General features: G+C 38.8%; 16 protein-coding genes. 9 read left to right on the forward strand and 7 right to left on the reverse strand.

What is annotated here, in order from left to right; genetic code table 11:
• Positions 1–3 precede the first annotated feature (3 nt).
• From I6F66_RS15870 to I6F66_RS15895, 6 genes are all read right to left on the reverse strand, one after another.
• A complete protein-coding gene (locus I6F66_RS15870) occupies positions 4–1098 on the reverse strand; it encodes a sorbosone dehydrogenase family protein (protein ID WP_165727199.1) in 1095 nt (364 codons plus the stop codon).
• A gap of 29 nt (positions 1099–1127) precedes the next feature.
• Positions 1128–3017, reverse strand: a complete 1890-nt coding sequence (gene parE, locus I6F66_RS15875) for a DNA topoisomerase IV subunit B (protein WP_024590690.1) — start codon at positions 3015–3017, stop codon at positions 1128–1130.
• Positions 3018–3125: 108 nt separating this feature from the next.
• Positions 3126–3686 (reverse strand): YqiA/YcfP family alpha/beta fold hydrolase, encoded by a 561-nt coding sequence (locus I6F66_RS15880; protein WP_007585377.1) that lies wholly within the window; start codon positions 3684–3686, stop codon positions 3126–3128.
• Complete coding sequence (locus I6F66_RS15885; RefSeq protein ID WP_197141982.1) at positions 3671–4456, reverse strand: metallophosphoesterase; 786 nt, start codon at positions 4454–4456, stop codon at positions 3671–3673. Before I6F66_RS15885 ends, I6F66_RS15880 begins: the two co-directional genes overlap by 16 nt.
• Positions 4443–4901 carry a DUF1249 domain-containing protein gene (locus I6F66_RS15890; protein ID WP_197141984.1) on the reverse strand — a complete coding sequence of 153 codons (459 nt, stop codon included), beginning with the start codon at positions 4899–4901 and terminating at the stop codon, positions 4443–4445. Before I6F66_RS15890 ends, I6F66_RS15885 begins: the two co-directional genes overlap by 14 nt.
• Positions 4902–4939: 38 nt before the next feature.
• Positions 4940–5566, reverse strand: a complete 627-nt coding sequence (locus tag I6F66_RS15895; protein ID WP_197141986.1) for an NUDIX domain-containing protein — start codon at positions 5564–5566, stop codon at positions 4940–4942.
• A 151-nt stretch (positions 5567–5717) separates the two neighbouring features.
• Between I6F66_RS15895 and tolC the strand changes: the two genes are divergently transcribed.
• From tolC to I6F66_RS15910, 3 genes are all read left to right on the forward strand, one after another.
• A complete protein-coding gene (gene tolC, locus I6F66_RS15900) occupies positions 5718–7073 on the forward strand; it encodes an outer membrane channel protein TolC (RefSeq protein ID WP_165735501.1) in 1356 nt (451 codons plus the stop codon).
• A 110-nt stretch (positions 7074–7183) separates the two neighbouring features.
• Positions 7184–8113, forward strand: coding sequence for an LpxL/LpxP family Kdo(2)-lipid IV(A) lauroyl/palmitoleoyl acyltransferase (lpxL, locus tag I6F66_RS15905; RefSeq protein WP_165727196.1), 930 nt, complete (start codon positions 7184–7186; stop codon positions 8111–8113).
• Between the two features lie 41 nt (positions 8114–8154).
• Complete coding sequence (locus I6F66_RS15910; RefSeq protein WP_101163672.1) at positions 8155–8727, forward strand: toxin co-regulated pilus biosynthesis Q family protein; 573 nt, start codon at positions 8155–8157, stop codon at positions 8725–8727.
• Positions 8728–8824: 97 nt separating this feature from the next.
• Here I6F66_RS15910 and glnE read toward each other — a convergent pair whose 3' ends face one another.
• Entirely contained in the window at positions 8825–11620 is a 2796-nt protein-coding gene (gene glnE, locus I6F66_RS15915; protein WP_197141988.1) for a bifunctional [glutamate--ammonia ligase]-adenylyl-L-tyrosine phosphorylase/[glutamate--ammonia-ligase] adenylyltransferase, read from the reverse strand.
• A gap of 77 nt (positions 11621–11697) precedes the next feature.
• Between glnE and I6F66_RS15920 the strand changes: the two genes are divergently transcribed.
• The 6 genes from I6F66_RS15920 (at position 11698) to ruvX (ending at position 16172) form a co-directional block, all read left to right on the forward strand.
• A complete protein-coding gene (locus I6F66_RS15920) occupies positions 11698–12591 on the forward strand; it encodes a hypothetical protein (RefSeq protein ID WP_007585393.1) in 894 nt (297 codons plus the stop codon).
• Positions 12592–12653: 62 nt separating this feature from the next.
• Positions 12654–13154, forward strand: coding sequence for a hypothetical protein (locus I6F66_RS15925; RefSeq protein ID WP_165739977.1), 501 nt, complete (start codon positions 12654–12656; stop codon positions 13152–13154).
• A 69-nt stretch (positions 13155–13223) separates the two neighbouring features.
• Positions 13224–13958 (forward strand): 16S rRNA (uracil(1498)-N(3))-methyltransferase, encoded by a 735-nt coding sequence (gene rsmE / locus I6F66_RS15930; protein ID WP_197141990.1) that lies wholly within the window; start codon positions 13224–13226, stop codon positions 13956–13958.
• Positions 13959–14012: 54 nt separating this feature from the next.
• Positions 14013–14963: a glutathione synthase gene (gene gshB, locus I6F66_RS15935; RefSeq protein ID WP_197141992.1), complete on the forward strand. Its 951-nt coding sequence runs from the start codon at positions 14013–14015 to the stop codon at positions 14961–14963.
• Between the two features lie 163 nt (positions 14964–15126).
• A complete protein-coding gene (locus I6F66_RS15940; protein WP_007585401.1) occupies positions 15127–15684 on the forward strand; it encodes a YqgE/AlgH family protein in 558 nt (185 codons plus the stop codon).
• A gap of 38 nt (positions 15685–15722) precedes the next feature.
• Positions 15723–16172 carry a Holliday junction resolvase RuvX gene (gene ruvX, locus I6F66_RS15945; protein WP_007585404.1) on the forward strand — a complete coding sequence of 150 codons (450 nt, stop codon included), beginning with the start codon at positions 15723–15725 and terminating at the stop codon, positions 16170–16172.
• Positions 16173–16324: the final 152 nt, after the last annotated feature.

Here is a 16324-nt window from a genome sequence, read left to right on the forward strand (position 1 = left end):
TACCTAGTTTTTCTTATAGCTTACACGGTAGATTACATTGGCGTAATCATCGCTTACTAACAGACTGCCGTCACCTAATTCTGCAAATGCAACAGGGCGTCCAAATGTTGTTTCGTCTTTCATAAAGCCAGTAATAAATGGCGTATATTTAGTTACGCGACCTACTTCAATTGTTGCTAGCCCTATTTTATAACCTGACTTTTTAGAACGGTTCCATGAGCCATGTTCAGCAACAAATAATTGTTGCTTATAGCTTGCTGGAAATTGCTTACCGTTATAAAAATGAATACCCAGTGGCGCTACATGCGCAGCAAGTGCAAGAGCTGGCGACGTGTAATCGGCAATATTTTTACCTTCACCAAACTCAGGGTCAATAATTGCACCGGCATGAACATACGGAAAACCAAAATGCTCACCTTCTTGCGTTGCACGGTTTAACTCATCAGGCGGAATATCATCGCCCATCATGTCGCGACCGTTATCACTAAACCATAAAGCTTGAGTAGCTGGATGAAAATCAAAACCGACGGTGTTTCTAACGCCCTTGGCTATTGTTTTTATTTGTTTTGTTTCTACATTAAGCGCAAAAATACGACCAAAACGTTCATCCTCAGCACAAATATTACACGGTACACCCACCGGAATGATTAGCTCGCCCGTTGGTGCAAAACGTAAAAATTTCCAACCATGATGACGCTCGCTCGGTAATGCGTCATAAACCACATCAAATTTTGGATCTTTTAATTGGGTATCAATATTTTTAAAGCGAATAATACGATGCACTTCACCTACGTATAAATCGCCATCTTTAATTGCTATGCCAGAGGGCATGTTTAGGCCTTTAGCCACAACAATTTTTTTATCTGCTACGCCATCGCTATTATGATCAATAAGCGCATATACGTTGCCCGCTTTACGAGAGCCAACATACACAATACCTTTTTTTGAAACGGCTATTTGACGTGCATTTTCTACATCATTTGCAAATAAGCTTATTTCAAATCCCGGTGCTACGGTGAGCTTATCGAGTATATTTTTCGCCATTACAGGAGCGGTAGTCAGCCCAAGTAACAGCAAACTTCCTAGTAGTTTTTTCATTCGCCTCTCCTAGTGTTAAGCACAGGTAATTAAACGAGTGCCTTGTTACCATGATCTTCTAACCATTGACGACGATCAGGCGATCGTTTCTTAGCAAGCAGCATATCCATCATTTCCATGGTTTCTACTTCTTCATCAAGCGTAAGCTGCACTAAACGTCGTGTATTTGGATCCATCGTGGTTTCACGCAGTTGTAACGGGTTCATTTCACCCAGACCTTTGAATCGTTGTACGTTTACTTTTCCGCGTTTTTTCTCGGCTTCTATGCGCGCCAAAATAGCGGTTTTTTCTTGCTCATCAAGTGCGTAATAAACTTCTTTACCAATATCGATTCTAAATAATGGCGGCATTGCTACATACACATGCCCTGTTTTTACTAACTCTGGAAAATGGCGAACAAACAATGCACATAATAGTGTTGCGATGTGTAGTCCATCCGAGTCAGCATCGGCCAATATACAAATTTTATTGTAGCGTAATGCCGACATATCGGTTGATTCTGGATCAATACCCAGCGCCACTGAAATATCGTGTACTTCTTGTGATGCTAGTATTTGGCCTGACTCAACTTCCCAGGTATTCAAAATTTTACCACGTAGCGGCATGATAGCCTGAAACTCACGGTCTCTTGCTTGTTTAGCAGAGCCACCAGCAGAATCACCTTCCACTAAAAACAATTCGGTACGGTCGTTATCGGCCGCGCTACAATCGGTAAGTTTACCCGGTAAGGCAGGACCTGCAGTAACACGCTTACGCACTACTTTTTTAGCTGCACGCAAGCGAGTTTGCGCATTTGAAATACATAACTCAGCTAATAACTCTGCGGTATCTGTATGTTCATTTAACCATAAACTAAACGAGTCTTTTACAACCCCCGATACAAACGCAGAACACGAGCGTGATGATAGTTTTTCTTTTGTTTGACCGGCAAATTGAGGGTCTTGCATTTTAACCGATAACACGTAACTACAACGATCCCAAATGTCATCAGGAGTTAATTTCACACCACGAGGGAGTAAGTTTCTAAACTCACAAAATTCACGCATTGCTTCAAGCAAACCTTGGCGTAAACCATTTACATGCGTACCACCTTGCGCGGTAGGAATAAGGTTTACGTAGCTTTCAGCTATTGATTCACCACCTTCTGGTAGCCATACAACAGCCCAGTCAGCGCCTTCAATTGAACTTTTAAATTCGCCAACAAACGGGTCTTGCGGTAATGTTTCAAAACCTTTAATTGCTTCAACTAAATAGTCTTTTAAGCCTGTTTCATAAAACCATTCTTGGGTTTCTTTTGTTTGCTTATTAACAAACTTAATTCGCAGCCCTGGGCACAAAACTGCTTTGGCTTTTAATAAATGATTAAGTTTAGTAATTGAGTAGTTTGGTGAATCAAAGTAGCTAACATCAGCCCAAAAACGAACCGTAGTGCCGGTGTTACGTTTACCGACTGTACCAATTACGTTTAAGTCTTCTACTTTATCGCCGCTTTCAAATGCCATTCTGTATTGTTGAGCGTCGCGTCTTACTGTTACTTCTACACGCGTAGATAACGCATTTACTACCGAAATACCTACACCGTGTAAACCACCCGAAAATTGATAGTTTTTATTAGAAAACTTACCACCGGCGTGTAATTTAGTGAAGATCAATTCAACCCCAGGGATACCTTCTTCTGGGTGAATATCAATAGGCATACCACGCCCGTCATCACTTACTTCAAGCGAATTGTCTTCGTGGAGTATTACGTCGATACGAGTAGCATGACCCGCCATAGCTTCATCGACACTGTTATCGATAACCTCTTGGCCTAAATGATTGGGACGTGTTGTATCTGTGTACATCCCTGGGCGTCGTTTTACCGGATCTAATCCATTAAGTACTTCAATGGCTTCGGCGTTATAATTTTGATCACTCATAGTTTTTGTCTTTATATCCGCTAAGGCTCTAATACGTTTTACTAGTTTTATTGTTATATGCGCTAAAGCGTTAATATAGTAACTAACCTCAGTTCAGGCTAACTAGTTTTACGTGATTTTAAGAAAATCTACAATACTTGCAAAGGTGCGTTCAAATTCAACGTAGCTATGATCGCCACCAAATTCTATCAATTGCTTGCATTGCGAATAATATTTTACTGCGTGTTGAAAGTTCAACACTTCATCGCCTGTTTGCTGTAATAAGTACAGTAACTCAGGGTATGCTAATTTATCTACAGCGAGTAATTTAAGTGCCTCAATATGACTGTTATTTAAATCGTAATGATAATCTTGATACGGATTATAATTAGGTCCAAGTAACGACTGTAATAAATTATAGGGTGCGACCGCGGGATTAATAACCACTGCAGGAATTTGATAACGCTGCGATAAATACGTGGCAAAAAAACCACCTAACGAGCTACCTAATAAAACGGTATTTGGCGTTAGTAATTGTTCAAGCTCAATTATAGCTTGTAGGGGCTCGTGGTTTAAGTTCGGTACACAATAATCAACGTCATAGTTTGCCATAAGCTCACCAAAGCGCACAGCTTTATATGATTTTTGTGAACTATTAAAGCCATGAATATAAATTACGCGTTTAGCCATACTACTTCCGTTTTTACTTCTACTTTATCTTTTTTACTCTTTATATTTAGCGTTCTGTAAGCTGGTCCCGCATTTTTTTGCTCCCACTGTGAAGTGTGCTTTACAAACTGTATTGAGCTGGCTGGGGTCGCATATATGGGCAGCCCTCTAAAACTTTGTTCGTAATCATTGTGCACATGCCCATGAAAAAGCGCAGATACATTATTACTATTAACTAAGATATTTAAAAGCTGTGGGCCATTTTCTAATAAGTGTTTATCAAGGTAGCCGTTTATTGGCAGCGGATTATGATGACAAAATATAACTTTACTATTATTCGAGTTGACTAAAGCGTCCGTTACTTCATCTAAATGCGTGCCAGTAACCCATCCTGCGGGCGTGGGCCCTTTAGAATTAATAAGAAGTAGCTCAATCCCATTAGCAATAATATGTTTAGCCGAATTTATTTGCCCACCACTTATGCGATTAAGCATTGCTAGTTCATCATGATTACCTGGCACCCAAAATACAGGACAAGTAATGTCACTGGCATTTATAAGTTCACTAAATAATAAGTACGATTCAAAACTATGATCTTGTGTTAAATCGCCACCAAAAATAATGCAGTCTATTGATTGCTTAGCTATGTGTGCCAAGGCTTGTTCAAAATGATCTGCAGTATTTACATTAAAGTACTCACTGCTTTTGTCTGCAAATAAATGGCTGTCAGTAATATGAGCAATTTTTAAAGATGATTTATCAAATGTATATGTATCATCAAACCAAGCCATTATTTACATCCCAATTTAACGTCGCTTGTCCGTGCTCTACACAGGCCACTAACCAGTCGTATAAAAAAGCATTAAGTTGATACTTTTCATCTTTTTGATGCATTTTAGGGTTAGGGTATCCGTACGATGGTTTTATGCGTTGATGGTAATCGTGATGAACAATTTCAGCCACTTTTGCATCGTGATACAAACGCACCGTTAAATACAGCGGCGTAATCCCTTTAACCATTCCTGTTAGCTGCTTAATTGAAATATCCATAGTGTATTTTGCGCTGCCATCAATTTTTGTAGCAAATTCACTATTGCCAAGTTTTACTTCTCGAATGCTTCCTAAATTGCGCTCGTTCGGTAACAACTTTAATAGTCGCACATAGTTATGCTCACAAAGTGTTAAATACTTTGGGAGGCTTTGAATATATCGTTTTGTTGCTAATCGTGCTGTCAAAGTACCGCCATAGTTTTAGTAAGAATTTTAGTAAAAGTTTATGCCCATTTGTTTGCCATTTTTTCGCGATTAAGCGCAAGCCACTGCATACAAATAACCGTTGCCGCATTATCCATTTCACCGTTATTGAGGCGCACTAACGCATCATCAACTGATAGAATGTGAGTTTTTATATCCTCCCCTTCAGTTTCAAGACCATATACACCTGATTTTACTTGGCTTAAGTCAGTACGCGCTAAATATAAATGTAAGCGCTCAGTTGTACCACCAGGGCTTGATAGGTACGAAAGCATAAATTCAAGCTCAGTTAATTCAAGCCCTGCTTCTTCATACGCTTCTTTTTTTACAACTGATTCGTAGTCGGTACTGCCGTCTGTCATTCCGGCTATACACTCTAGTAGCCAAGGCGAATGCTTGCTTTTAATAGCGCCAATACGTATTTGCTCAATTAAAAGAACAGTATCTGAAATTGGGTCGTAAGGGAGTACTGCAATGGCATCGCCACGTTCTAATATTTCTCGGCTAATTACTTTAGATTTTCCACCTGCGAAAAGAGCATGTTCAAACTGGTATAAATCAACCTGAAAAAAACCTTTATAAAGGTTTTTTATTGGCTTTAAATCTACATCTTTATGTGTAAATTGAACGAGTTTTTTATCAACCATGTACCTACTTCCTACTTATCTAAAGCTTTAAAATGCGTTAATATATTCTGTTACACTTGAACATACTGTTTTACTAATTATTTTTTTTGTTATGGAGTAAAACAGGTTAACATGCTTTTAGTACAAAAATTGTCTAAGGACCGAACCCCACATGAAAAAGAACATTCTTGCGGCGCTAGTTAGTTTATCATGCGCACTAGGTGCAACAGCAGTGAAAGCTGAAGATTTACTACAAGTTTTTGAAATAGCAACAGCTAACGATCCTACTGTTTTAAAAGCCAAAGCCCAAGCTGATGCGCAGTCTTACCAAAGCGATTTGGCGATGAGTGCACTACTACCTCAAATTGGTTTAACTATGGGTTATACAAAAAGCGATGCAACGTCGTACCAAAGCGTTGGCGATTTATCTAACCAAGTAAAAGTTGAAAGTGACACAGACCAATTCTCTCGTGGTGTAAGTTTAAGCCAAACATTATTTGATTTAGGTGCCTGGAATACGTTAGATATTGCCGACAAGCAAGCGCTTCAAGCAAGCGGTCTATACGATGCAGCTAAACAAAACTTAATTGTACGCGTTGCTGAGGGTTATTTTAACGTATTAAGCGCCAGTGATAACCTTGAATTTGTTGAAGCTGAAAAACGTGCAATTGAACGTCAACTTGAGCAAACAAAACAACGTTATGCGGTAGGCTTAACAGCAATTACAGACGTACACGAAGCGCAAGCTCAGTTTGATAACTCGGTAGCGCAAGAAATTATTGCAGGTAATGCTGTAGAAACCGCTCGCGAGCAACTTCGTGAGATTACAGGTAAATACCACGAAAAATTAGACTTTTTAAATACAGATACTTTCTCAACAACTAAACCAACTAAGCGCTCAAGCGACTTTGTTAAAGTAGCTGAAGATAAAAATATCAACCTGCAAGTGTCTAAAGTAACGGTTGATATTGCAAAAGATCAAATTGAATTAGCTAAAGCGGGTCATTATCCAAAGCTAACACTAAGTGCTAGTTACGGCGATTCTCTTACAGACAATCAAATAAATGGCGCTAACTTTGATGATCAGCCACGTTCAGACTCAAGCTCTGTAGGGCTTAACTTTAGCGTACCTTTATATTCAGGTGGTGCAACAGTTGCTGCAACAAATCAAGCCCGTGCATTTTACGTAGGTGCTAGCCAAGACTATGAAACAAATTACCGTGCAGTAACTCGCACAGTGATTACATCTTATAATCAAGTTGTTTCAGATATTGCTACTTACAAAGCGCTAGAGCAAGCCGTTGTTTCAGCTCAAAGTGCCCTTAAAGCAACTGAAGCTGGTTTTGAAGTAGGTACTCGTACCATTGTTGACGTACTAGTAAGTACGCAAAACTTATACGATGCAAAGCGTAACCTTGCTGATGTACGTTACCGTTATGTGTTATCTACCCTTCGCTTAAAACAAGCGGCGGGTACACTAACAAGTGAAGATTTAGTTGCTATAAATCAAGGTTTAAAAGCCGCTTAAATATCATTACTCATGTAGTATGAACACATTGAAAGCCAGCTAAATGCTGGCTTTTTGTATTTTACAGCGCTTAGCGTTAAACTATCGTTTTTATTCTCAGAGATATTTTTGTGGTCACCTCATCTCCTTTTAAAGCAACTTTTTTGGGCCCTCGATACTGGTTAACGTGGATTGGCGTTCTATTTTTATATTTAATTTCTTGGTTACCGCAAAAACTACAATTGGCAATGGGTAAACAACTTGGCCGCTTAGTTCATAAATTTATGAAGCGCCGTCGCCATATTGCAGAAGTAAATATTAAGCTGTGTTTTCCTGATATGAGCGAAGCAGATCAAAAAGACCTTGTGCTCAAAAATATGGAAAACACCGGTATTGCAATGGTTGAGACTGGCATGGCCTGGTGGTGGCCGCAGTGGCGAGCACAAAAAGCATTAGGGTCTTTTAAAGGGCTTGAGCACTTTGAACGCGTACAAGCGTCTGGTAAAGGTGTTTTATTGCTTGTACCTCATATTCTGCATCTTGAAATGGCTAGCCGTATTATGGGCTTAGAGTGTCAGGGTGTTGGCTTTTATCGCCCTCATAACAACCCACTAATGGAATACTTTACGACTAATGGGCGCCTTCGCTCTAACGAATATTTAATCGGTCGAAAAGATGTAAAAGGTTTACTAAAAGCATTAAAAAATAAAAAGGTATGTTATTACTTACCCGATCAAGATTACGGTCGTAACCGCTGTGAATTTGTCCCATTTTACGCAGTACCTGACGCTGCAACTACAACGGGTACTCTTATGTTTGCAGGCAGTAAAAACTGCGAAACAATGAGTTTAATAACTCGCCGTGATGAAAATGGTAAATATCACTTAGAAATACTGCCAGAGCTTGAAAACTTCCCCAGTGGTGATAATAAGGCTGATGTAACACGTGTAAATCAACGCATGGAACAATCTGTTAATGCCGCACCCGAACAATATATGTGGCTACACCGTCGTTTTAAAACTCGACCTGATAAAAATGCCCCTTCTTTTTATAAAAAGTAATGGTATAACAATAATAGGAACAAATAAGGTGGGTAATAATCATGTGGTTTTGGATTAGGCATTTATCATTTGCAGCTGTACTAATAGCACTCGCCGTATACTTTTTGTTGAGTGATGGTTCTTTATTTGATATTAAAAAATCTAAAAATGCAGCTGCCGAAGGATTATCACGTTTTTACTCCTCTATTCGTAACCAAGTAAAAAGTAATAAAGAACGAGATCAATTTGTTTTAAAACTTAAAACACCAGAACAAACCTTGGATAGAGTATTAGCGGAACGTGCGCGAACAGTTGATCCAATGCCGACCACTTGGACTGGAGAAGTTGAACCTAGGCGCTTTGAAAATGGCACAACACTTAAAGACGTACTCTATCAATATGCTAAAAATGAAGGTATTGAGCTTTACTGGTATTTAAGTAAAGACTACGTAGTTAAAGATCATTTTAGAGTAGACAGCAACTTTACTTCAGCACTTTATCAAATTGGTCGTGCTATAAATGACGACTTTGAGCATGAGGTTTACACTTACTTTTGCCACAAACAAAGAGCAGCGGTTATTACAGAGTTACCATCAGAATTTGTGCGAACAAACTGTTTAAAGCTAAAGGTTTAAGGGTTTACACGTACAAAAAACCCAAGCAAGCGCTTGGGTTTTACAATTCAATTCAATTCAATTCAATTCAATTCAATTCAATTCAATTCAATTCAATTCAATTCAATTCAAAAATACTATTCCAAATATTCGTTACGTTAGTAATATCTTGTAAAAAAGCTTCTCGCGAGATCAATTTGCCTTTTTGATCCAAGCTCAGCACGTGATAACACGAGCGATAATCAATATACGCTTTGATCAACTGCTGTTTTTGCTCTTTAGTAATACAGCCTATATTTGCTGCATCCGTTAATATTCTTACGTTATCTGAATAAACGGTAAGCTGCTCAAACTCATTCGCGTGTTTAAGTACTAAATATTGCGTAATAAACTCAATATCAGCCATACCGCCAATATCTTGTTTTAAATCAAATTGTTCAGTATTTCCTTTCGCTAGATGGTCGCGCATTTTTTCGCGCATTTTTATTACATCGGCTTTTAACACGGTATCATCGCGCTGTTGGCAAAGAATACTTTTACGAATTTGTGAAAAACGCTCTATAAGATCGTCTTGGCCCAAAATTAACCGAGCCCGCACAAGTGCTTGATGTTCCCACGTCCATGCTTGAGTTTGCTGATAGTGATTAAAGCTCTCTAAATTGATAGCAAGTAAACCTGATGCACCTTCAGGGCGTAATCGCGTATCAAGCTCATACAAAATACCCGATGCAGTACGAGTATTAAATAAATGCATTAAGCGCTGAGCGAGTTTTAAATAAAACTGCCGAGAATCTATCGGTTTTTCACCATTTGTTTGGCTTGAGCCATCATGATTGTGTACAAATACTAAGTCTAAATCTGAGTCGTACCCTACTTCTAAGCCACCTGTTTTACCATATGCAATAACAGCAAAGCCTTTGTTTTCGTCATCAGTGCCAGGGGGCATGCCAAAACGCTTAACAGTATTATGCCATGCAATATTAACAGCTTGGTCAACTATCGCCTCAGCCAGTACAGTTAAGTGATCGCTTACTTTCATTACATCAAGAACACCGGTTGCATCGGCAGCAGCAATTCGTAATTGATGCGTTTGCTTAAATTGCCTAAGCGACTCCATTTGCAGTTCTAAATCGTCATGCTCTATTCGTAAAAAATACTGTCTTATTTCATCTTTATAAGCGGTTAATGGTGTCGGTTTATAAAGAACAGCCGGGTCTATTAGCTCATCTAGCAATATAGGGTAGCGAGAAATGTGCTCGCCTATCCATTTGCTATGACAACACAGTAAAACGAGTTGCTTTAATGCACCTTGGTTTTCGTACAGTAATTCTAAATAAGCAGTACGTGAAATTATTTTATTAAAAATTTGGCAAACCATTGTAAAAGCAGCTGCGCTGGCATTAAAGTCATTTAACTGACTTAATAAAACAGGCATTAATTTATCAAGAATGTCACGCCCTCGGTTACCTATGTTTACCTTAGACAACCTTAATTTAAAATCGTTAAGGGGTGTTTGCCACTCATCTCTAGCTTCTTTTAAAAAGCTCACATCGCCATGATCCCAAGCACTAATAAATGCGCCTTCACAAGTATCAAGTGGCGCGGTTTCCTCGCCAATAACAAGCGCAAACTCACCGTTAACTTGCTTCATCACCTTTTCAATAGTGCTTAAAGTGGCATCAAAATCGGCTTGTTCTAATAATAAATTTAAACGCTGTTGATTTAATTCATCATCGGGAAGTGTTTGCGTTTGCTGATCATCAAATATTTGTAAGTACTGCTCAACTTTTCGTAAATAAAGATAATTGCGCTTAAGTTCGCTTGCTTCTTGCTCATCAATAACTTGGTTGAGTGCCAACTCATTTAATGCTTTAAGTAGTGATTGAGTTTGTAAATTAGCCTCTCGCCCACCTCGTACCATTTGCAGGGCTTGCACTATAAACTCAACTTCACGTATGCCACCTGCACCGAGCTTTATATTATTAGTTAAGCGCTTTCGACGCACTTCTTGTGCAATCATTAGCTTCATTTTACGCAGTGATTCAATCACCGAAAAATCAATATACCGGCGATAAACAAACGGCTTTAAAAGCTTAATAAATTCATCCCAATATTTATTAGGCGTGCCAATTAAGCGCCCTTTTAACATTGCGTAGCGCTCCCAATCGCGACCTTGCTCTTGGTAGTAATCTTCAATAGCGTTAAAACTCATAACCAAAGGACCACTTTCGCCAAACGGGCGCAAGCGCATATCAACTCTAAATACTTGTCCGTCACCGGTGGCTTGGTTAAGTGATGCAATGAGCTTTTGTGCAACTTTGGTATAAAATACTTGGGCCTCAAGGCTTCTGCGGCCACCTTGGGTTTTTGTACTGCGCGGATATGCAAAAATGAGATCAATATCAGAGGAGTAGTTTAGCTCTTGTCCACCGAGCTTCCCCATCCCTAAAACCATTAATGGCATTGCTTGGTTTTGCTCATCAAGCGGCTCACCATTTACTTTAGCCACCTGTGCATGCGCCCATTGGTTAGCACTATTAATTAGCATATCAGCCAGTTGGCTTATGTAATTAATGCTATCGGCAATGGGGTTATTACAGCATAAATCTAAAAAGGCGACTTTAAGCCAGTACTTTTCACGATATTGGCGAAGTACTTTATGGCACTGCACTTCATCAATGTCAGCTAAATTAAGGTTTTTAAAAGGAGAATCTATTACTCTATTTTGTATTTCGTCTTTGCATAATAGCCAAGTCTTTAAATCAGGTTGTGATTCCAAACAACGCCAAGCAAAGTCGCTCAAGGCGAGTAATCGTATAACTTCGCTTTCATTACTTTGCTGTGGATATAATTGTTCGAAGCGCTCTAAGCCAAGTTTTTGTAATTGAATAGGAAGTTGCTTTACGTTACTCATCAATCCTCTCTTTTATATCATCAATAACCGTACTAGAATGATTAAAACCTAGAAAGGTTAACTTAATTAGGATCACCATGTCATATTTGTCTTTATCTAACACTAGTTTTATTGCGATTGCCATTAGTTTTGCGGTTATTTGCATAACTATTTTTTGTTTACGAGTTGTCACTCAAATCAAAGCAAAACAAGCGCTTAAAGATGAGCTAGCACAACACGACAACTTTGCCATGGGTATTAGTTTTGCATCTGAAATATCAGTTGTTATAGCCACTATGGCTTTCTTATTTGACGAAATAAGCATAAGTACCGCACAGTCAAACCCGTTAAAAGTGTTAATTATTATTATTCTTTTATTCACTTTTATAAAAGTGGGCCATTTAATTCATAGAAAATGGATACTCCACAGGTTTAATGAAGAAGCCGCCATATTAAAGCAAAATGTATGTGCTGCACTGGTAGATTCCGGCATGTTAATCGCCAACTGTATTATTGCACTTGGTTTATACACGTGGACACATACCCAAGGGTTTAGTAACTTACTTATTGCTTGCGTTAGCTTTTTTACACTTCAGGGAATGTTTGCACTTGATAGTAAAATACGAGAGCACCGTTTTGCAAAAGCAAATCAAGGTGCTTCACTGCAAAGTAACTTCAATCTAGAAAATACGTCTATTGGAATAAGGTACGCAGGTAAATCAATTGGTTTGGCACTGGCTGTGTACGCTGGTTTATCTAGTGCTGCATTTCAAAATGGTAAAATGGTAGAAAACATATTTACACTCGTTATGCATTGCGGTGTAATGTGGATACTGCTTTACAGCTTAACGTATGTGATAAAAGTTATCTCTTTACCAAATATTGATACGGCTCTTGAAATAGACCATCAAGATAATATTGGGGTAGCATGTATAGAGTTTGCTGTTTTTTGTGCTATAGGTTATTTACTTATTAGCATGTTTTCTCTTTAGACCTTTTTACTAAAATACAGCCATTAAAAGTCTGCATTTAAGTAATAATGGTAATTACTTAAATGCAACAAGGTCCTAGCTCTATGCCACTTGAAATAACGAATTACTTGTTAATTGACATAGACAACGAATTTAGCCGCGCATTTGCCGAATACTATGTAAATAATAATGGTAAAACAAAAGCGAGTACGCTTATTGCAGCAGGCAGTAATACCCGCCAGTTAGTAAAAATGATGTTTGACGAACTTATTAAAGACTATAGTTATTGCGACCTTGAAAACGAAATAAGCGTTTCTGAATTAATTAACTATCTAAAAGAGCATCACGATTTACACGGAGTCCTTTTTAATAGTACCGATTACTTACTAGCAAGCGATAAACAACGCTTTATTTATAACTCGTTACATGAAAAGCGCTTTTTAATAAGCTTTGATGATACAGGCTATACACTAAGCCTAGTTACTGACGAGACGTTAACAGAACCTTCGCAAAATCACCACGATATAGCGCACACACCACAAGATTTAATAGACCTTGCAGAGCAACTTAATAAAAATAAATAATTGCGCACAGCTCCCAGCTTACTTACCATAGCAGTACATATTTTTACGCTAAGTAATAAGTGACGCCCTATGCGAGTTCCTCATATTTATCAAACATCGAGTATTGCCCTAAACACTCCTGTAACTTTAGATGACGATGCTGCAGGGCATATTGGCAGAGTGCTGCGCATGAAAGTAGGCGAGCATGTATCTATTTTTAATGGCGAAGGCGGCGAATACCTTAGTGAAATAATTGAGGTAACAAAAAAAACAGTCGTCGTAATGCCATTAGAGCTTAATCCTCATGATGTAGAATCCCCGCTTAAAATTCATTTAGGCCAGTGTGTATCCCGTGGTGATAAAATGGATTTTACAATTCAAAAGTCAGTTGAACTGGGCATTACCGAAATCACCCCTATTTTTAGTCAGCGCTGTGGCGTGAAACTAGTGGGCGATCGTCTTGAGAAAAAACACCAACAATGGCAAAAAATTGCAATAGCAGCGGCAGAGCAATCTGGGCGTAATTTTGTGCCAATTATTCATCCTCCTGTAGATTTAAAACAATGGCTTGCACAACAAACCAATGCAATTAAGCTCACTCTTCATCCTCGTGCTGAGCACAGCATTAAAACCATTACGGTACCTAAAGATGGCGTACGCTTTTTAGTCGGCCCAGAAGGTGGCTTTACCGACGATGAAATGGCACTAACTAAACAACTAGAATTTGTGGATATTCGCTTAGGCCCGCGCGTTTTACGAACGGAAACAGCCGCTTTAACGGTCTTAAGTGCATTACAACTTCAATTTGGCGATTTAGCTAATTGAAATAACTAAAAGCACCCTCATATAAACAGTAACATTTATAGTAAGGCACAGCGCATGGCAATTAAGTTAGGTATTATTTCAGATCCTATTAGTGGATTTAACATCAAAAAAGACACCGGTTTTGCAATGATGATGCAAGCGCAAGAACGCGGCTACGAAATTTATTATATGGAGATGGATGATTTATCTCTTCGTAAAGGTAAGTCGTACGCTACAGCGTCTAAAGCGCAAGTGTTTAATAATGCAGAAAAATGGTACGAGCTTGAAGAAAAAGCCACTATAGCCCTTGCCGACCTTGATGTTATTTTAATGCGAAAAGATCCTCCTTTTGATACCGAATACATTTACGCGACGTATATTTTAGAGCGTGCAGAACAAGAAGGTACGTTAATAATTAACAAGCCACAAAGCCTTCGCGATGCTAACGAAAAGCTATTTACAGCATGGTTTAGCGAACATACGCCAGACACACTTGTTACACGTAGCCAAAAACAAATTCGTGAGTTTTTAGCCGAGCATAAAGACATTATTTTAAAACCCCTTGATGGCATGGGTGGCGCATCTATTTTCCGCCTTAGAGAAGACGATGCCAACATTGGTGTAATTTGTGAAACGCTAACCGAGCACGGCAGCCGCTTTGCTATGGTGCAAAATTACATCCCAGAGATCAAACAAGGCGACAAGCGCGTATTGGTTATTGATGGTGAGGTTATTCCGTATTGTTTAGCGCGAATTCCACAAAATGGTGAAACACGCGGTAATTTAGCTGTTGGCGGTCGAGGCGAAGCGCGTCCACTTAGCGAGTCAGATTTAAAAATAGCGCAAGCGGTTGCACCAACGCTTAAAGAAAAAGGCTTAATATTTGTAGGTTTAGATATTATTGGCGATAAATTAACTGAAATTAACGTAACTGCACCAACGTGCGTACGCGAAATTGAAGCTGCTTATGATATTTCTATTACAGGTATTTTGTTTGATGCCATTGAAAGAAAGCTAGCTAGCTAGATAAATAAGTATCTACCTATCGTTATTAAAAGCACTTTTGTGTCATAAATTTTAATATAGTTATTAACTATTAATTTTTAAACTGTATGAAAGTGCTTTTTTAGTTTTAAAAACAAAGGTATGTGCCATACTCAAAGTTCATTAACTAAAAAGGGTGAAATCTATGCAGTCATTAGAAAATCATTTTTTAATCGCGATGCCGTCGATGCAAGACCCTTTTTTTAAACGTGCTGTTACCTATATTTGTGAGCACAATGAAGATGGGGCTATGGGCTTGGTAATAAACCAACCTATTGATGTTACTGTTGGCGAACTTTTAGATAAAATAGAAATTGATAACGACAAAACTCAAAACGCAGCAAAAGTAAGTGTGTTTGCAGGCGGACCCGTTAAAACTGACCGTGGTTTTGTTTTGCACTCTCCTCAATCAGGTTATTCAGCAAGCCAAAAACTCAGTAGCGATATTATGATCACTACCTCAAAAGATGTTTTAGCAAGCTTAACTACCGCACAAGCACCTGAACAATTTATTATTACATTGGGTTATTCAGGATGGGAGCAAGGACAACTCGAACAAGAGTTACTTGATAACAGTTGGTTGATCATAGAAGCCGATCCGAAGATCATTTTTGATACCCCCGTTGAAAAACGATGGGAAAAAGCAGTTTCAATGTTGGGCTTTGATATTAGCCAACTCAGCCCTGAAGCTGGTCACGCATAATAGTAATTTAACCCTTAGCAAACTTAAACAAGATACACATGACAAAAAAATCGCTTAAGCCGCAAGGCGAACGCACTGTAATGGGCTTTGACTTTGGCACCAAAAGTATTGGTATTGCTATTGGGCAAGAGCTAACAGGCAGCGCGTCTAGCCTTAAGGCTGTAAAAGCACAAGATGGCATTCCTAACTGGGACCATATTGCTGTACAAGTAACCGAATGGCAGCCTGACTTAATGGTTGTTGGCTTACCACTAAATATGGATGGAACGTCACAAGAGGTTACCTTTAAAGCAAAAAAGTTTGCCAACAGATTACATAATCATTATGGCATTCCGGTGCAAACACAAGACGAGCGTTTAACGACTGCGGATGCTAAAGCGCGACTTTTTGAAAGTGGTGGCTATAAAAACTTAGGCAAAGGTAATGTAGATAATATGTCTGCGGTTATTATTTTAGAAAGTTTTTTTGAGTCTAATTACGGTGAATAAACTGGCTATATAAACAACCCGTTATATAAATAAAAAGCGCCAATTGGCTAATGCCGATCAGTTAAGAAAATGACCGGTTGACCGATCCAAACGATCATGCAAAATCCGTAGTTAGGAAACTAACTACGGATTTTTTTGTGAATATAGAACAA

The organism is Pseudoalteromonas sp. NZS100_1 (genome assembly GCF_015864285.1).
Classification (GTDB): domain Bacteria; phylum Pseudomonadota; class Gammaproteobacteria; order Enterobacterales; family Alteromonadaceae; genus Pseudoalteromonas; species Pseudoalteromonas arctica.